This window comes from Methylobacterium crusticola, assembly GCF_003574465.1.
Taxonomy (GTDB): Bacteria; Pseudomonadota; Alphaproteobacteria; order Rhizobiales; family Beijerinckiaceae; genus Methylobacterium; species Methylobacterium crusticola.
This window is the reverse complement of record NZ_QOWC01000180.1, coordinates 1-17839: the sequence shown is the minus strand read 5'-3', so window position 1 is coordinate 17839 and position 17839 is coordinate 1. Positions and strand designations below refer to the sequence as shown.

The 17839-nt window shown below is 74.6% G+C and carries 15 protein-coding genes; 3 read left to right on the top strand and 12 right to left on the bottom strand.

Annotated elements, in window-relative coordinates:
• Window positions 1-696 (bottom strand): hypothetical protein (locus DT057_RS28885; RefSeq protein WP_203236408.1); only part of this gene is annotated, 696 nt, incomplete at its 3' end.
• A 642-nt stretch (window positions 697-1338) separates the two neighbouring features.
• Here DT057_RS28885 and DT057_RS37320 point away from each other — a divergent pair.
• The gene (locus DT057_RS37320) at window positions 1339-1473 is read left to right on the top strand and encodes a hypothetical protein (protein ID WP_269152984.1); all 135 of its coding nucleotides are present in this window, start codon (window positions 1339-1341) and stop codon (window positions 1471-1473) included.
• A 60-nt stretch (window positions 1474-1533) separates the two neighbouring features.
• Here DT057_RS37320 and DT057_RS28880 read toward each other — a convergent pair whose 3' ends face one another.
• The 6 genes from DT057_RS28880 to DT057_RS28855 form a co-directional block, all read right to left on the bottom strand.
• Window positions 1534-2343 carry a hypothetical protein gene (locus DT057_RS28880; RefSeq protein WP_128565519.1) on the bottom strand — a complete coding sequence of 270 codons (810 nt, stop codon included), beginning with the start codon at window positions 2341-2343 and terminating at the stop codon, window positions 1534-1536.
• A 143-nt stretch (window positions 2344-2486) separates the two neighbouring features.
• The gene (locus tag DT057_RS28875) at window positions 2487-2942 is read right to left on the bottom strand and encodes a phospholipase A2 family protein (RefSeq protein WP_238312995.1); all 456 of its coding nucleotides are present in this window, start codon (window positions 2940-2942) and stop codon (window positions 2487-2489) included.
• A gap of 181 nt (window positions 2943-3123) precedes the next feature.
• Complete coding sequence (locus tag DT057_RS28870) at window positions 3124-3687, bottom strand: cytochrome b (RefSeq protein ID WP_128565518.1); 564 nt, start codon at window positions 3685-3687, stop codon at window positions 3124-3126.
• On the bottom strand, window positions 3684-4742 hold the full coding sequence (locus DT057_RS28865; protein ID WP_128565517.1) for a catalase family peroxidase: 1059 nt from the start codon (window positions 4740-4742) through the stop codon (window positions 3684-3686). The genes DT057_RS28870 and DT057_RS28865 overlap by 4 nt, the downstream gene beginning before the upstream one ends.
• 143 nt (window positions 4743-4885) lie before the next feature.
• Complete coding sequence (locus DT057_RS28860) at window positions 4886-6268, bottom strand: FAD-dependent oxidoreductase (protein ID WP_128565516.1); 1383 nt, start codon at window positions 6266-6268, stop codon at window positions 4886-4888.
• A 112-nt stretch (window positions 6269-6380) separates the two neighbouring features.
• A complete protein-coding gene (locus tag DT057_RS28855) occupies window positions 6381-7397 on the bottom strand; it encodes a zinc-binding alcohol dehydrogenase family protein (protein WP_128565515.1) in 1017 nt (338 codons plus the stop codon).
• 291 nt (window positions 7398-7688) lie between these two features.
• On the opposite strand from DT057_RS28855, the gene DT057_RS28850 reads away from it, so the two are divergent.
• A complete protein-coding gene (locus tag DT057_RS28850) occupies window positions 7689-8567 on the top strand; it encodes a LysR substrate-binding domain-containing protein (RefSeq protein ID WP_128565514.1) in 879 nt (292 codons plus the stop codon).
• Window positions 8568-8679: 112 nt separating this feature from the next.
• Here the strand turns inward: DT057_RS28850 and DT057_RS28845 are convergent, their stop codons facing one another.
• The 4 genes from DT057_RS28845 to DT057_RS28830 form a co-directional block, all read right to left on the bottom strand.
• Entirely contained in the window at window positions 8680-9945 is a 1266-nt protein-coding gene (locus tag DT057_RS28845; RefSeq protein ID WP_128565513.1) for an App1 family protein, read from the bottom strand.
• A gap of 110 nt (window positions 9946-10055) precedes the next feature.
• Window positions 10056-10715: a TenA family protein gene (locus DT057_RS28840; RefSeq protein ID WP_128565520.1), complete on the bottom strand. Its 660-nt coding sequence runs from the start codon at window positions 10713-10715 to the stop codon at window positions 10056-10058.
• A 100-nt stretch (window positions 10716-10815) separates the two neighbouring features.
• Window positions 10816-14010, bottom strand: a complete 3195-nt coding sequence (locus DT057_RS28835; RefSeq protein WP_128565512.1) for an efflux RND transporter permease subunit — start codon at window positions 14008-14010, stop codon at window positions 10816-10818.
• 108 nt (window positions 14011-14118) lie between these two features.
• Window positions 14119-15381: an efflux RND transporter periplasmic adaptor subunit gene (locus DT057_RS28830; RefSeq protein ID WP_128565511.1), complete on the bottom strand. Its 1263-nt coding sequence runs from the start codon at window positions 15379-15381 to the stop codon at window positions 14119-14121.
• Window positions 15382-15469: 88 nt separating this feature from the next.
• Between DT057_RS28830 and DT057_RS28825 the strand changes: the two genes are divergently transcribed.
• A complete protein-coding gene (locus tag DT057_RS28825; RefSeq protein ID WP_128565510.1) occupies window positions 15470-16108 on the top strand; it encodes a TetR/AcrR family transcriptional regulator in 639 nt (212 codons plus the stop codon).
• A gap of 30 nt (window positions 16109-16138) precedes the next feature.
• Here the strand turns inward: DT057_RS28825 and DT057_RS28820 are convergent, their stop codons facing one another.
• Window positions 16139-17725 carry a Na+/H+ antiporter gene (locus DT057_RS28820; RefSeq protein WP_128565509.1) on the bottom strand — a complete coding sequence of 529 codons (1587 nt, stop codon included), beginning with the start codon at window positions 17723-17725 and terminating at the stop codon, window positions 16139-16141.
• Window positions 17726-17839 lie beyond the last annotated feature (114 nt).

Below are 17839 nucleotides of genomic sequence, written 5' to 3'. Positions count from 1 at the left end.
GGCCAGGTACTCGGCGTGGTAGCCCGAACCCCGCCTGGCCCCGAGCCAGGTCTCGAGGTAGTGCCTGCCGTCCTCCGACACGATGATGGCCCAGCCGTCGCTGGTCTGGAACTCCAGGTCGGCCGGCGTGCGCATCCGGAACGAGCCGTTCGTGGTCGCGCCGCCGAAGGTCCAGTCCGCGTTGGCGGCGCGGGTGTTGTAGGTCCAGGTCGCCAGCGGGTCGGAGGCGCTCGCCTGGTAGATCCCCATCGCGTTGTCGCCGATCCAGGTGGTCACGCCGGCCTGGCGCCGGATCGACGCCGTCTGGGCGCCGGATGCCGGCTGGAACGCGGCGCCGCTGGCGATCGGCGTGTTCCAGATGCTGCTCGGCGCGAAGGGCTGCGCGAGCGTGCCGTAGGGCCTGCATCCCCCGTCCCGCCCGCTCTCCCGCGGGCCCGGCCGGGCCTGCTCGAAGGCGGCCCGCGCGGGCCGCCCCGCGTCACCCGTCCGGTCCGCAGGTCCCCGCGAAGCCCCCGGATCCCCGTGGGAGCGGGCCTCGCCGTCGCTGCCGCCGACCCGTGCTGCCGGGCCCGCGGCGGCCGGGGCTCGCTCGGCCCGGGCCGCGCCGCCGCCCTCCGTCCCTCCCGCGAGGGCGACCCCGCAGGCGAGCAGAAGGGCGAACACGCACGGCAAACCCAACCCGACGACCCTGGTCATACCTCGTCTCCTCCGCGGTGTTCGCAACCGAGCGGCCCGGATCCGGGCGCGCGGGGTTCGTGCCGCCGCGACGGCGGCGCACGGGCGGTCCCGGGAGCGCAGGGCGCCGGCCCCGCCCGCCTCCGCCAGGACGAGCCGGGCCGACGGGACGCCTCGCCACGACGGCGTCGACCCGCCCGGCCCGATGCCCCGGACGCGACCCGGCGCGGACCGCTCCTCCGGGCATCGCGGGAGCGCGCGCCAGACGAGCCCGCAGGGCGTTCCGGTCCCGGCGGACGGCGCGGACCCATTGTCCCCGTCCCTTGCTCCTGTTCAAGGCCGCCCATCAACGGCACCTCGCGCGCGGCGGGCTACCGATTTCGGGGGTGACCGGCCCTGCGGGCCGCGCCTTTCGGCGCAGGAATCGCCCGTGCCCCGGGGCGGGGCGGCCGGGTCCGCATCGAGACTCCCGAGGCCGGAGCCGGCCTGTGCGGGCCGGTGCCCGGGCGCCGCGCCCGTTCCGGTCGACCCCCTCGGGGGCATCGCCCGCCTGCGCGAAGGGACGCGGCTCCTCGCCAACCTCTCACGCGGGCGGCCGGCCTCGGGCACAGCGTCAAGCAGGCGGCGGTCGGGCAGGGCGGCGCGGGGCCCGGTCCGCCGGTCGTGTTCAACCTCGTGGCCTCGACCCTGCGCGGGCAGATCACGCCCGCGAGCGCGGTGGACACCGGCACGGGGGTGACGATCGACCGGCCCCTCACGCCGGACGCCGACGCCCCGGCGCGCCTGACGGCCGCCTGAGCGGCCGGACGCCGCCCGGGACCGTTCCCGGGACCGCGGCACCCGGGGGGAGCGGACGCCTCAGAACCAGTAGGTGAACGTCAGGCTGCCCTGGACGCCCCGCGGCACGCCCTGCTCGCCCGGCAGCGGGTCGGGACTGCCGAGCTTGAAGCCGAAGCTCTTGCCGCTCTTCTTCTGGGGCGTCGGGATGCCGCTCACGGCGCCGACGGCCTCCTCCAGGGCGGCCACGTGCGGCTTGACCAGGGCGCCGATCCGCTTGGCATCCGAGATGTCGGAGAACGTCGCGGTCGCCGCGGCGATCGTCCTGACGGCCTTCTCGCCCTCCGCGAAGACCTTGGGCAGGGTCGACAGGTTCGGCACGGCATCGTCGTCCGGAAACGTCACGGCGAGCTCCCACTTGTCCTTCGAGAGCTCGCCGGAGAAGTGGAACGGGCCGGACTCGGCCTTGAGCCCGAGCGTTCCGGTCCACCCGATGGTCAGGGCGGCGGCGCCGGCGGCCGTCTGGAGCTTCGCGGTCGCGCCCGTGACCTTGAGGTTCAGCGACCCGCTGCCCTGGACCAGCGTCACGCCGTCGGCAACCCGGCCCACGACCTTCTTGACGTCGTCGACGAGCCCGCTCGCCTGGTCGCGGCCGAGGGGCCTCGGCGCGGGCGCCGTCGACGGGGCCCCGCCCGGGGGTTCGGGCAGGAGCCACACGGGGTTGAAGATCGCCCAGCGCGCCACGGCCTTGCGGACGTCGGCGTCGGACATGACGGCCCGGTTGCCGAGGACGTAGAGCTTCACCTGCTCCACGATCTGGTCGATCGTCGCGAACCGGAGGCTGCCCTTGTTGGCGTTGAGGTAAGCCTGGATCCTCGCTTCCCAGTCCATGCCGCTTCTCCCGTGTCAGGGCCGGCCCGCGCGACCGTGGCGCCCGGGGCGGAACGGTCCGCCGGCGCCCGGGACGATCGCGGCGGACGGGCGACGATCGCGCGCGGGGATCCGGGCCGGGCCGACTCCCGCCGCGCGGCGGTTCAGGGCGCGGCCGGCCCGGCGGTCTCCACTCCGGCCGTCGCCGCGGCGGCACGGGTCACCCGGACGGGCCTGGGGTGCGGCGCGACCGCGGCGGGCCGGCGCGGGTCGCGGGTCATCGCCGCGTGCCGCACAGGGGCGGAGGGAAACAGCGACGCGGCGGCCGAGACGAGGCCGGCCAGCGCGCGCAGGTCGTCGGGCCGGCGGGGATCGCGCGCGATCATCTCGGCGTCCCGCTGCAGGCGCGCGTTGCAGGCCCTGGAGGCGAGCCCGCCGGCGGGCGTGCAGGCATCGTGCCGCGCGCAGGCCGCGTCGAGCGCGTCGATCGGGGCGAGCGGCGCATTGTTGCCCGGGCCGCAATAATTGCCGTGCAGGAGGAGGGACGGGCCCGCGTGCGCCTGTGACGGTCCGATGAGCAGCGCGGCGAGAAGCGCGGGTGCCGCAAGTCTGATGATCATGGTCTTGGCCCTCGGTGTTCCTGCACCCTAGCGGGCCTGCGCGGCGGCGACGGTGTGCGGGCGCACGCGGTCCCGCGCGGGCCGGGCGCCGCGCGGCGGCGCGAACCTGGCGGCGCGGACCGGGCGCCGCGCGGCGGCCCGCGCCGGGGGACCGGCGTCGTGCGCCGAGGGCGCGCGGGCTCTACTCGGCGGGCGCCCTCTCCGTCTCGGGGCCCACGGAGGCCATCGCCTCGAACACGCCGTCGCGGCGCACGAGGGCGTGGAACAGGGCCGCCCCCACGTGCATCAGGATCACCCCGAAGAACGCGAAGGCGAGGCAGACATGCGCGCGCCAGAGCAGGGTGTGCAGGCTCTCGCTCTGCGGCAGGATGGCCGGCAGGCGCACGCCGTCGAACAGCACCACCGGGTAGGCCGCCGCCGACAGCATGCCCCAGCCGAGGAGCGGCATGGCGAGCATCAAGCCGTAGAGCGCGTAGTGCGACAGGTGGGCGGCGAGCCGCATCGGCGCGGGCAGGTCGGCCGGCAGCGGGGGCGCGCCGGAGCGCAGGCGCACGCCGAGGCGCAGCAGGGCCAGGACCAGGATGGCGAGGCCCAGGGGCTTGTGGATCGAGACCAGCGTCAGGTACGCGGGCGTGATGGTGGACACCATGCCGACCCCGATGAACAGCATCGCCAGGATGCAGGCCGCCATCGACCAGTGCAGCAGGCGCTGCACGGGCGTGAACCGTTTGCGGATCTCCGTCATGGCGCGGCTCCTGTCGCGGTCCGGGGATAGTCCTTCGCCTCCGCGGTGCGCCGGTCGTACGACACGGCGTAGGCGGCCGCGCGGGCGGCCGGGAACGGGTCGTCCGAGGTGGCGATCCCGGACGGCAGCACGGTCGGATCGAAGTTGATGTCCCGGCAGGGACCGTCGCGCTCGGCCTGGATCCGGTCGACCGTGAGAACGCCGACCGGGACGGCGCGCCGGTCGGCCGGCCACGCCTGGCTCGGATCCCCGGTCGGGTCGCCGGGCTCGGCCACCGTGACCACCATCGTCCAGCTCTGGGGGCCGGCGCGGACGCGCGCGACGATCTCCTGCTCGAGGAAATCGGGGCCGCGCCGGCTCAGCTCCTCGACCGGCACGGCGACCGGCTGCGCCGCCGGCACGATGGACCACCGCACCGCCTTCCGCGTCCCGGCGGCGTCGGTGAAGAGGAAGCTGTTGATGCTGTTGTAGCGCTCCTCCGCGTAGCTGCCCGTCCACGGCGCGGCCTTCGCCCAGGCGCCGAAGGCCCCGATCTCGGGATGCGCGCCCGCGAAGGCCTTCATCGCCTCCGGGTCCTTGCTCGCGGTGGCGAGGAGGAGGCCGTGGAAGGCCTCCGGCGTCGAGACCGGGAAGAAGGGCAGGTCGATCATCGCGCTGCGCCATTCCTGGCCGTCCGGGGTCGCGATGCGGATGCCGATGCCCCGCACCCGGACGGCGGCGTCCGCCGCGTGCGGGTCGGCGGTGCCGAGGTTGAAGCGCCCGAGCACCGGGTAGGTGCCGGGCGTGAACACCCGGGCCTTCGACAGCGCCGAGCCGGCCTCGTTGGCCGCGAAGGTGCCGGTGAAGCAGATCCCCTTGGCGTGGTTGCGCCGGTGGCCGAGCGCCGCGCCCGTCGGCGCCGCCAGGGCGTCCACGAGCCGGTCGGGCGTGAGGCGGCGCGGCGAGAGCCATCCCGCCGTGTACGCGAAGGCGGCGGCGGCGGCGCCGACGACCAGCGCGATGGCGACCAGCGATCCGAGGGCGGAACGGCGGGCCGGTGGGATGGGCTCGGTCATCTCGGGGCGGGTCCGGCGAGCCTGCGGGCTCTTCGGCGCTGAGGTAAGCGCATTTGGGGCCGGCCCGGAATCATACCTGCGTATGCGACCCGGCCGGATCCCGGGCCGCCCGCCGCGCGTCAGGAGCCCGCCGCCGGCACGCGTCAGGCGGCCGGGACCGCCGCGAACAGGCCGTTCAGCCCCTCGGCCATCGTTGGGTGGGCCAGGACGGCGTCGCGCAGCGCCGCGGCGGGAAGCCCCGCCAGCATCGCGACGTGGACCGCGGCCATGACCTCGCCCGCCTCGGCGCCGATCATCGCGAAGCCGAGGATGCGGTCGTCCGGCCCGACCACCGCCTTCATGAAGCCCTCGCTGCGCCCGGTCGTGCGGGTGCGGAGCACCGCCCGCATCGGCAGCGTCGCGACCCGGACGTCGAGCCCCCCGGCCCGGGCGTCCGTCTCGCTCAGGCCGACGCGGGCGAGGGGCGGGTCGGTGAACAGGCAGTAGGGCACGAGCCGGCCGCGGGTGGACCTGCTGCCCCCCGCGAGATTGTCCCGGATGACCCGGAAGTCGTCCGCCGAGACGTGGGTGAAGGCCGGGCTGCCGGCGCACTCGCCGATGGCCCACACCCCCGGCGCGCTCGTCTCCAGACGGTCGTTGACCGCGATCGTGCCGCGCTCCGTCAGCGCGACGCCGGCGAGGTCGAGCCCGATCCCGCCCGTGTTCGGCGTGCGCCCGGCCGCCACCAGGATGTGGCTGCCCGCGATCACGGCCGTGCCGGCGCCGGAGCGGACCGCGACCTCGACCGCCTCGCCGGACCGCCCCCGGACGGAGGCGACCTCGGTGCTGGTGAGAAGGTCGATGCCCTCGGCGGCGAGGAGCCGGGCGAGGGCGTCGGCCACGTCGGCGTCCTCGCGCCCAGCGATCCGGGGGCCGCGCTCGACCACCGTGACGCGGGCGCCGAAGCGGCGGTAGGCCTGAGCCAGCTCGAGCCCGACGTAGCCGCCGCCGAGCACGACGAGGTGCTCGGGCAGCACGTCGAGCTCGAGCGCCTCGATGTTGGTGAGCGGCGCGGCGTCCCGCAGGCCGGGCGTGCCGGGGATCGCCGGGCTGGTGCCGAGGTTGAGGACGATCCTGTCGGCCGTGACGTCGAGGGCGCCCCCCTCGTTCAGGGCGACCGCGACGGCCTTCGGGCCCGTGAACCGCGCTGTCCCCATGATCAGCGCGGCGCCGCTCGCCCGGTACTGCTCGAGGTGCATCTCGATCAGGTCGCGCACCATGGCGCGCTTGCGCGCGACCACCCCGCGCATGTCCACGGCGACCGGGCCGGTGGCGACCCCGAAGGCGCCGGCCTGGCGGGCGAGGTGGGCCACCTCCGCGCTGAAGATCTCGTTCTTGCTCGGCAGGCAGTTGGTGTTGGGGCAGGAGCCGCCGATCCAGCGCCGCTCTACCACGGCGACGCGCTGGCCCGACCGGGCGAGGTGCCAGGCCAGGAACTTGCCGCCCTCGCCGCTGCCGATGACGAGGGTGTCGTAGGATGCGGGCATCGCGATCTCCGTTGATGCGGGGTCGGGCGCGCCGCGCCCGCGTGCGCCCCGGGCGATCGCGCTCCGGGGACGGGAACCGGCCCCGGGGCGGCGGCCCGCCCCGGGCGCCGGCTCAGGCCCAGCCCTCCAGCACGATCTTGCCCTTGGCGCGGCCGCTCTCGATGAGGGCGTGCGCCCGGCGCAGGTTGGCGGCCGAGATCGTCCCGAAGCTCTCGGCGAAGGTCGTCCTCAGGGTGCCGGCATCCACGAGCCGCGAGACCTCGTTCAGGAGCACCCCCTGCTCGGCGATGTCGGCCGTCCCGAACGTCGAACGGGTGAACATCATCTCCCAGTGGGTCGACACGCTCTTCTGCTTGAACAGCCGGACGTCGAGCGAGGCCGGGTCGTCGATCAGCGCGAACCGGCCCTGGGGGGCGATGAGCGCGCCGATCTCGGCGAGGTGCCGGTCCGTGTTGGTGGTCGAGAACACGAAGGACGGCGCCCCGATGCCGAGCCGCTCGACCTCGGCGGCGAGGGGCTTCGAATGGTCGACGACGTGGTGCGCGCCGAGCTCGCGGCTCCACTCCGCCGTCTCGGGCCGCGACGCCGTGGTGATGACGGTGAGGCCGGTCAGCTGCCGGGCGAGCTGCGTCGCGATGGAGCCGACGCCGCCCGCCCCGCCGATGATCAGGAGCGCGGGGGCGGCGCCCGGCACGGGCCTGCCGACGTCGAGGCGGTCGAACAGGGTCTCCCAGGCCGTGATGGCGGTGAGCGGCATCGCCGCCGCCTCCGCGGCGGTGAGCGAGGCGGGCTTGCGGCCGACGATCCGCTCGTCGACGAGGTGGAGCTCGGCGTTGGTGCCCGGGCGGCCGATCGCGCCGGCGTAGAAGACGGCGTCGCCGGGCTTGAACAGGCGCGCCTCCGCCCCGACCGCCTCGACAGTCCCGACCGCGTCGTAGCCCAGGACGTGCGGCTGGCCCGCCTGAGGGGTGACGCGGCCGCGCACCTTCGTGTCGACCGGGTTGACCGACACCGCCTGCACCCGGACCAGGAGGTCGCGCGGCTGCGGCTCGGGCTGGGGCAGCGTCACGTCGACGAGGGACTGCGGATCCGCGATGGGCAGTGAGGCGTAGAAGCCGACGGCTCTCATGGCCGGTGTCCTCCGGTTGGGGTCAGGAGCGGGTGCGGGGGACGCGCCCGTGCGGGAGCCCCGGCAGGATGGGCGGGCGGCGCCGATCAGGGAAGCGCAGAGTTCCGATCGCTGCGATTTGAATCGCTGCTTGATCCCGCGCGCGGGCCGCGGCGGGGCGGGGACGGATCGGCTCGACCCGGGGCGGCCGCCCGCCGGCAGGCCGGGCCGTTGCCGGCCGGAAGAGGGCCGTTGCCGCCGAGTAGGGAGGCGTCTAGTTTCGGGCTCGGCCAGCAGCATATCGAATGAACCATGCGCTACCCGAACCTCGAGATCGACCTCCTGCGCGCCTTCGTGGCCGTGGCCGAGACCGGCAGCTTCACGGCCGCCGCCGAGGTGGTGCACCGCTCGCAATCGGCCGTGAGCCAGAAGGTGCTGCGCCTCGAGGAGATCCTCGGCCGGCGCGTCTTCGAGCGCACGAGCCGCACCCTCAGCCTGACGCCGGACGGCGAGCGCCTGCTGGTCGCGGCCCGCCGGATGCTGGAGCTCAACGACACGGTCGTGCGGGCGTGGCGCGAGCCGCCCGCCGCCGGCACGCTGCGCCTCGGCGTCTCCGAGGACTTCATCCCGGGCCAGCTGCCCAGGCTCCTCGCCCGGTTCGGCCGCCTGTACCCGGGCGTGCACGTCGACCTGATGACGGGCCTGAGCTGCACCCTGATCGAGGCCTACGAGGCCGGCCGCCTCGACGCGGCGATCGCCAAGCGCAGCGGCACCGGCCCGCGGGGCCGGGTGATCTGGCGCGAGCCCCTGGTCTGGCTGGCGGCCGCCGATTACGAGGTCGACTTCGCGCGGCCCGCCCGGCTCGTGATGCTGGCGGCCCCGTGCAGCTACCGGGACACGATGATCGCGGCGCTCGATTCCGTGCGCCGCGAGTGGGTGGCCGCCTGCACGGCGAGCAGCCTGATGGGGGTGCAGGCGGCGGTGTCGGGGGGGCTCGGGGTGACGCTGCTGGGCCGCGCCTTCCTGCAGGAGGGCCTGAAGGTCCTGCGCGCGCCCGACCTCTGGCCGGCGCTGCCGATGACCGAGGTGACGGTGATGGGCGAGGACCGGGCCCCCGACCTCGTGCGGCCGCTGATCACCTTCCTGACGGAGCACCTCGCCGGCAACGACGCCCTCGCCCTGGTGGCGTGAGGGCCCGCCGGGACCGCCCGCGCGGGGCCCCGGGGCTCCCGGCCCCCGGCCCCCGGCCCCCGGCGCGGGCAACGACCTCGCGGGCCGACGGCCGCGCGGGGCCCCCGGGGGCTCAGGGCGGCCCCCTCAGGTCCTTGCGGTCCGAGGGCTCGACGACGACGTTCGGGGCCTCGGCGCCGAGCACCTGCTTCAGCTCGCCCCCGGCGACCGCGTCGGCGGTCGCGCCGGGGGTCGCCCCGGCGATGCGGTGCGTGCGCACGGGCGGTTGCCGGCCGGCGGTCGCGACCTGCTCCTCGGCGATGGCGGCCGCCGCCCCCGGGGCGATCAGGCCGAGGCCGGTCGCGTGCTCGGCCATGGCCCGGCTGTCCGTGGCCAGAACCAGGCTGCTCCCGGCGGACGCGACCTCGACGGCGAGGCGCTCGATCTCGGCCACGCGGCTCGGGTCGCGGGACACGTCGCGGATGTAGACCGCGAGCACCCGGCCGGGGTTCTCGCGCACGACCTCGGCGTAGACCTCGGGATCGTGCTGGCCGCTGTCGCCGATCAGCACGAAGGGCAGGTCGCGATAGAGCGCCAGCATGCGGCCGATCAGGTCGCGCTTGTGGTCCTCGGCCCGGCGCGGCAGCGGGTGGCGCCACGACAGGCCCCACTCGCGCAGGAACAGCATCGGGCCGACCGGGATCGCGTGCAGCCGGAAGAACTCCGAGAGCATGTCGTAGACGCCCCAGGGCGCCCGCGAGACGTAGAGCATCGGGTTCTGCTCGGCGCCGGCCGCCCCGGCGTGCAGGGCGCGGTAGAGGGCCGCCACGCCCGGGAAGGCGACCCGGCTCCCGGCGTCGGCGACGAACAGGCGCCAGAGCATCTTGAGCTTGTTGGCGACGCCCGTGTGCATCACCGTGTCGTCGATGTCGCTGATCACCACGAAGCGGCAGCGTTCGGGCGGGATGAACACCTCGCCGCGCGCGTGGACCGGGGGGTCCGCCTCGAGCGTGATCGCGACCGGGTGCCAGGGCCCGGCCCCCTCCGGCACCTCGCGGGGCGCGAGGTGGACGCGGAAGTAGCCGTCCGGGTCGGTGGCGACGCGCTCCTGGCTGCCGCCGAAGCGCACCGTGACGGCGGCGCCGGGCAGCTTGCGGCGCCGGATCCGCCGGCCGATGTCGCGCAGGTGCGCCCGCAGGTCGTCCGGGTCCGCGTCCCGCTCGCCGAGGGATTGCCGGAACACGCGCCCGATCAGGAAGATCTCGTGGCGGGAGCCGTAGCCCCGGTAGGCCTCGACGGTGACGCCGTGGCTCCCCTGCGCCCTGCGGGCGGGCCGGGCGATCAATCCCACGATCCGGGTGGCGGCTCGTCCCCACCGGCGGGCCTGCGCGATGTCCATGGCTCAGCGTGCCCCTGTCGTCCCGGACACCTAATCCGTCAGGCGCGACGAGGGTTGCGGGGCCCGCGCCGCGCCGGCTGGGACGCCCGGCCCCGGGGCAGGGCCCGCCGCTACACCGGCCAAGCCGCGTCCCGGTGGGCCGAATCCCAGAACATCCACTCGAGCTGGGCCGCGCGGGTGAAGCTCGCGTGCATCAGGGCCCGCTCCGCCTCGCCCGCCTCCGCGGCGGCCGCGTCCGTGACCGCGATCATGGCGTCGACCGCCCGGGAGAATTCCTCGCCGGCATACGTGTCGATCCAGGCCCGGTACGGGTTGTCCGGGCCGGCGCGCCCGTGGATGTCGCGCCCGATCTCGCGATAGATCCAGAAGCAGGGCAGCATGGCGGCGAGGTGGACCGCGAGCGGCTCGCGGAACCCGCTCGCGAGGAGGAAGCAGACGTAGTGGTGCGCGGCCGGCGTGGGCGGGGTCGCCGCCACCGCGTCGGCCGACAGGCCGAAGCGGCGGAAGAAGTCGGTGTGCAGGGTGCGCTCGACCTCGATGGCGGCGGCGGCCGCGGCGGCGAACTGCACCACGTGGCCGGGCCGGTCGGACTTGGCGGCCGCGAGCGCCAGGGCCTGGGCGAAGCCCACGAGGTAGTGCGCGTCCTGGATCATGTAGTGGCGGAAGACCGGCAGCGCGAGCGTGCCGTCCGCGAGCTCGCGGTTGAAGGCCAGCGTGCGGGCGGCCTCGTAGAGCGGCGCATTGCGCGTCCAGGCGTCGGTCGAGAACAGCAACGGGTTCGGCTCCTCGGGCTGAGCATGTAGGGCGGCCGGGCGCCGCCCGCCACGCGGGGCCTGTCTCCCGGCCCCGCGTGGAGGGCGGCGCCCGAGCCTACACGGCCTCGCCGACGGGGTCGCGCGCGGCCGCCACGCTGGCCTCGCCGTGCTGCCGGAGCGGCCTGTTGCCGCCGAGGCGCCGGAGCAGCACGTAGAAGACGGGCGTCAGGAACAGGCCGAAGGCGGTGACCCCGATCATGCCGGAGAACACCGCGACCCCCATCGCCCGGCGCATCTCCGAGCCGGCCCCCGTGGCCGTCACGAGCGGGAGGACGCCCATGATGAAGGCCATGGACGTCATCAGGATCGGGCGGAGCCGCAGGCGGCTCGCCTCGATCGCCGCCTGGACCGGCCCGCGCCCGGCGAATTCGAGCTCGCGGGCGAACTCGACGATCAGGATGGCGTTCTTGGCCGACAGGCCCACGAGGACGATCAGCCCGATCTGCGTGAAGACGTTGTTGTCCCCGGCCGAGAGCCAGACCCCGAACATGGCGGCGAGCAGGCCCATCGGCACGATCAGGAGGATCGCCAGGGGAAGGGCGAGGCTCTCGTACTGCGCGGCGAGCACCAGGAAGACGAGCAGGATGGCGAGCGGGAAGACCCACATCCCGGAATGGCCCGCGATGAACTCCTGGTAGGTGAGGTCCGTCCACTCGAACGCGAAGCCCTTCGGCAGGGTCGCGGCCGCGATGCGCGTCGCGGCCTCCTGGGCCTGGCCGGAGGAGTAGCCGGGGGCCGGGCCCGCGTTGATGTCCGCCGACAGGAAGCCGTTGTAGCGCATCGCCCGCTCCGGCCCGGAGGTCTGGCGGACGTGGAGCAGGGCCGAGAGCGGGACCATGTCGCCGGAGCCGGCCCGGACCTTGAGGAGGCCGACGTCGTCCGACCGGGCGCGGAAGGGCGCGTCCGCCTGCACGCGGACCGAGTAGGTGCGGCCGAACTTGTTGAAGTCGTTGACGTAGTACGATCCGAGGTAGATCTGGAGCGTGTCGAACACGTCCCCGACCGGGATCCGGAGCTGGCGCGCCTTCGTGCGGTCGATGTCGGCGAAGAGCTGCGGCACGTTCATCTGGAAGCTCGAGAACAGCCCGGCCAGCTCCGGGGCCTGGGCCGCCCTGGCGATGAACGCCTTCGTGGCCTCGTTCAGCGCCTCGTAGCCGAGGCCGGCCCGGTCCTCGACCTGGAGCTTGAAGCCGCCGATCGTCCCGAGCCCGTTGACGGGCGGGGGCGGGAACATCGCGATGAACGCCTCCTGGATGCCGGCGTACTTCCGGTTCAGCGACTGCGCGATGGCGGCCCCGCTCAGGGAGGGATCCCGGCGCGCCTCGAAGGGCTTGAGCGTCGAGAACACGATCCCGGAGTTCGAGCTGTTGGTGAAGCCGTTGATCGACAGTCCCGGGAAGGCGACCGCGCTCTCGACGCCCGGCTCCCTGAGGGCGATCTCGCTCATGCGGCGGATCACGTCCTCCGTCCGGTCGAGGGTCGCGCCGTCGGGCAGCTGCGCGAAGCCGACGAGGTACTGCTTGTCCTGCCCCGGCACGAAGCCGCCGGGGATCTGCCGGAACAGCACCGCGGTCAGCCCGACGAGGACGACGTAGAGCCCCGTCATCGTCGCCTTGCGGGTGATGACCAGGCGGACGCCGCGGCCGTAGCCGTCGGAGGCGCGCCCGAAGACGCGGTTGAAGCGGCGGAAGAACCAGCCGAGCAGCGCGTCGAGCACGCGGGTCAGGCGGTCCTGCGGGGCGTCGTGGCTCCGCAGCAGGACCGCCGAGAGCGCCGGCGACAGGGTCAGGGAGTTGACCGCCGAGATCACCGTCGAGATGGCGATGGTCAGGGCGAACTGCTTGTAGAACTGGCCGGTCAGGCCGCTGATGAAGGCGAGCGGCACGAACACCGCGACGAGCACGAGCGCGATCGCGATGATCGGTCCCGACACCTCCCGCATGGCCTGGTAGCTGGCCTCCCGCGGCGCGAGCCCGGCCGCGATGTTGCGCTCCACGTTCTCGACCACCACGATGGCGTCGTCGACCACGATGCCGATGGCGAGGACGAGGCCGAACAGGCTCAGCGCGTTGATCGAGAAGCCGAAGACGTGCATGACCGCGAAGGTGCCGACGATCGACACCGGCACGGCGAGCAGCGGGATGATCGAGGCGCGCCAGGTCTGCAGGAACAGGATCACCACGAGGACGACGAGGGCGACCGCCTCGAGCAGGGTGTGGATGACGGCCTCGATCGAGGCGCGCACGAACTGCGTCGGGTCGTAGACGATCTGGTAGTCGACGCCCTCGGGCATGGCCCGCTTGATCTCGGCCATGGTGCGGCGGACCTCGTCCGAGATCTGGATCGCGTTCGAGCCCGGCGACTGCGAGATCGGGATCGCGACGGCCGACTTGTTGTCGAGGAGCGAGCGCAGGGCGTACTCGGACGCGCCGAGCTCGATGCGCGCGACGTCCCGCAGCCGCGTGATCTCCCCGTCGGCCCCGGTCTTGACCACGATGTCGCCGAACTGCTCCTCGCTGCTCAGGCGCCCCTCGGCGTTGAGCGAGAGCTGGAGGTCGAGGCCCGGCACCGCCGGCGAGGCGCCGACGACGCCGGCGGCGGCCTCCACGTTCTGCGCCTGGATCTCCCGGACGACGTCGCCGGCCGACAGGCCGTGCTCGGCGACCTTCTGGGGGTCGAGCCAGATGCGCATCGCGTAGTCGCCGGAGCCGAACAGCTGCACCTGCCCGACGCCGTCGAGGCGCGCCAGCCGGTCCTTGACGTTCAGCACCGCGTAGTTGCGCAGGTAGGTCATGTCGTAGCGCCCGTTGGGCGAGACCAGGTGCACGACCATGGTCAGGTCGGGCGAGCTCTTCACCGTGACGATGCCGAGCTGGCGCACGATGGCCGGCAGCCGCGGCTCCGCCTGCGCGACGCGGTTCTGGACGAGCTGCTGGGCCTTGTCGGGATCGGTGCCGAGCCGGAACGTCACGGTCAGCGTCATGATGCCGTCCGTCGTCGCCTGGCTCGACATGTAGAGCATGCCCTCGACGCCGTTGATCTGCTCCTCGATCGGCGTCGCCACCGTCTCGACGATGACCTTCGGGTTGGCGCCCGGGTAGGTGGCCCGCACCACCACCGAGGGCGGCACCACGTCCGGGTACTCGGAGATCGGCATCGACACGAGGGCGAGCAGCCCCGCGATCAGGATGAGCACCGAGAGCACGCCGGCGAAGATCGGGCGGTCGATGAAGAACTTGGAGAGGTTCATGCCGCCCTCCGGGGGCGCGAGACGGGGCGGGGCGCGCCGGGGCGCCGCCCGCGGGGCGGCCGCCCCGGACGGGCGGGACGAGGATCGGGGGGGCTGGGGCGCGCGCGCTCAGCGCTGCGCGAGCCTGCGGGGTCCGGCGGCGTCCTGGGGCGCGGGCCGCGCGCCCATCTCGGCCGCCTCGGCGCGCACGAGCGTCCCGGGGCGGACGCGCTGGAGCCCGTTCACCACGATCCGCTCCCCGCCCTCGAGGCCCGAGGTCACGACGCGCAGGCCGTCGACGGCCCGGCCGAGGGTGACGGCCCGGAACTCCGCCCGGTCGTCGGCCCCGACCATGAGGACGAACTTCTTGTCCTGGTCGGTGCCGACGGCGCGCTCGTCGACGAGGAGGAGCCGGTCGGGCCGCGCCTGGCCGAGCCGCATGCGCGCGAACTGGCCCGGGATCAGGTGGCCGTCGCGGTTCGGCAGGACGGCGCGGACCCGGACCGTGCCGCTGCGCGCGTCGACCTTGTTGTCGATGAACTGGAGGTGGCCCTGCGACCGGGCGCCGTCGGCGGTCGTCACCTCGACCGGGATGCGGTCGAGCCGGCCGCGGGCGCCCGACGGCTCGGCGACGGACGCCAGGGCCCGCAGCACGACGCCCTCGTCGGCGTCGAAGCTCGCGTAGACGGGATCCACCGAGACGAGGGTCGTCAGGACCGGGGCGCCGGCCCCCACCGCCACGAGGTTGCCCGCTGTCACCTCGCGGCGCCCGACGCGCCCGCTGACCGCGGCGCGGACCTCGGTGTAGCCGAGGCTCAGCCGCGCCGCCTCGAGGGCCGCCCTGCTCGCGTCGAGGCTCGCCTTCGCCTCCTTGAAGGCGTTGGCGCGGACGTCGAGGTCGCGGGCCGTGACGATGCGCTGGTCCCACAGCCGCTGCCCGCGCTCGAGGTCGCTCGTCGTCAGGGCGAGGCGCGCCTCGGCGCCCGCCACCTGCGCCTCCAGGCGCTGGACCTCGGCGCGGTAGGGCGCCGGATCGATCGTCACCAGCACGTCGCCGGCCCGCACGAGCTCGCCCTCGCTGAACAGCGTGGCCTGGATCGCGCCCCCGACCCGCGCCCGCACGTCGATGCGGTCGACGGCCTCGAGGCGGCCCGAGAACTCGTCCCAGAGAACGACCTCCCGGGGCGCGACGGCCGCGACCGTCACCGGGACGGCCGGCTCGGCGGGGGCCGGCGCGGCGGCGGCCTCGGGCCCGCGCACGAGCCAGGAGGGCGCGAGCTGGTAGGCGGCGCCGGCGACGAGCGCGAGCGCCAGGGCGATCCCCGAGGTGCGGCGCAGCAGGAAGCGGGGGAGGGAGGTGTCACGCGAGGGACTCAAGGCCGACTCCGACATCTGTATCGATCCATACAAATGTCGGAGTGGACGCCGCGCGTCAAGAGACATATCTAACGCTCGATACGAAAACGGGAGCCAACAAGCAATGGCGATGGGTCGGCCTCGCTCCTTCGACAAGGACCGGGCCCTCGACGAGGCGATGGAGGTGTTCTGGCGCCACGGCTACGATGGCGCGACGCTTGCCGAGCTGACGAAGGCGATGGGCATCAAGCCGCCGAGCCTCTACGCGGCCTTCGGCAGCAAGGAGGGCCTGCTCAAGGCGGCCCTCGACCGCTACGCGCAGAAACGGTCCGAGCACATGCGCTACGTGCTGGCCGGGCGCACCGCGCGCGAGGTCGCCGAGCGGATGCTGTTCAGCATCGCGGACAGCCACACGGATCCCGCCAATCCGCCCGGCTGCCTTCTGGTCCAGGGCGGCCTGGCCTGCGGGGCGGGCTCCGAGAACATCCCGTTCGAGCTCGCGGCGCGGCGCGCGCAGACCGAGGCGGAGATCCGCGAGCGGCTCGTCCTCGCCCGGAGCGCCGGCGACCTGCCGGACGAAGCCGACCCGTCCGCCCTGGCGCGGTTCCTGTCGGCGGTCACCGCCGGGATGGGGGTGCTGGCCTCGTCGGGGGCGGACCGGGAGGCCCTCCGGGAGGTCGCCCGGGCGGCCCTGTGCGCGTTCCCGGCGCCCCCGGGCGTTGCCCGGCCGGCCGCTCAGGCGGTCGGCCGCCCGGACGCCTGAGCGGGCCCGGCCGCGGGCCGGAGGGCCCGGTCAGCTGCGGGCGGTCTCCGCCGTCATCTCCTGGAGGTCGAGGTCGTGCTCGAGGGCGTGGAGGGTCTCGTCGTGGATCGCCCCGGACCGGTGCAGGCGCAGGATCTCGGCCCGGCCCGCGGCGATCGTCGCGAGGAGGACCCGGTAATGGTCCGCCCGGTCCCCCGCGAAGGTCTCGGGCGCCTGGCTGAAGCGCGCCGCGACCCTGGCCCGGTGCCCGTACTGCTCCAGGAGGCGGGGATGGCGCAGGACGCCGTCCGCGTCCCGGGACAGGCGCTCGACGACCGCGAGCTGCGCCTGCGCCATCCGGGACCGCGCCAGGGCCGGGCTCAGGTGGCGGGCGTCCTCGCCCTCGGTGTCCCCGACCGCGAGGACGCGGATGAGCGGACCGATGGTGGTGCCCTGCAGCAGCACCGTGACGAGGATGACCGCGAAGGCGGCCGCCAGGATGAGGTCGCGGCCGGGCATCGCCTCGGGGAGGGAGAGGGCGATGGCCAGGGTCACGACGCCGCGCATCCCGGCCCAGCTCATCACGGCCGAGGCCGCCGCCGAGGCCGGCGCGCCCCGGCGCCCGCGGATCCGGCCGGCTGAGGCCGCCAGGACGTCGGTCCCGAACACCCAGGCGAAGCGCGACAGGATCACCGCCGCCACGACGCCCGAGACCGGCAGCGCCAGGGTGCGGACCGCCTCCTCGGGCCCGCCGAAGCGCGCGACGACCCCGCGCAGCGACAGGCCGATGAGGACGAACACGAAGGATTCCATCAGGAAGATCATGACCTTCCAGAAGGCGGTGCCGCGCAGCCGCACGTCGGCCGTGAGGATGTCGTGCTGGTACCAGCCGTAGATGAGCCCGGCCGTGACGGTGGCGATCACGCCCGAGACGTGGACGGCCTCGCCCCCCACGTAGGCCGCCCAGGGCAGCAGGAACGAGGCCGCGATGATCAGGTGGACGTCCTCGAGGAAGCGCAGGAGCTTCACCCAGGCGAACCCGACCACGGCGCCGACCGCGATGCCGCCGAGCGCGAGGAGGCCGAAGGCGAGGCTCGCGGCGCCGATGCTGAAGGTCCCGGTGAGGGCGGCCGCCACGGCGAAGCGGAACAGGACGAGCCCGGCGGCGTCGTTGAGCAGGCTCTCGCCCTCGAGGAGCACCATCAGCCGGCGCGGCAGCGACACCCGCGCCAGCACGGCCTTGGCGGCCACCGCGTCGGGGGGCGAGACGACGGCGCCGAGGGCGAAGCAGGCCGCCCAGGGCAGGGCGGGCACCAGCAGGTGCGCGACGACGCCGACGACCAGGGTGGTGAACGCCACCGCCCCCACCGCCAGCGAGAGGATGCCGCCGAGGTGGCGACGGAAGTCGGACCAGACCGTGAAGTAGGCCCCGTCCATCAGGAGCGGCGGCAGGAACAGCACGAGGACGAGGTCCGGATCGAGGCTGACGGCCGGGATGCCCGGCACGAAGGCGAGGGCGATCCCGCCCACGATGAGCGCCGCCGCCGGGGGCAGGCGGGTGCGGTGGGCGAGCACCTCGAGGCCGAGGATCGCCACGAGGAGCAGCAGGATGAACTCGAAGGTGGCGACGGGCGTCATGGCGGCGGCTCGGGGCCTCTCGTGCGGGTCGGTCGCGAGCCGCCGCGCCGGGAGCGCGCGTGCCCCCCGGCCGCTCCTGCGGGCCGCGCGGGGGCGCGCACGCGCGGCGCCGCG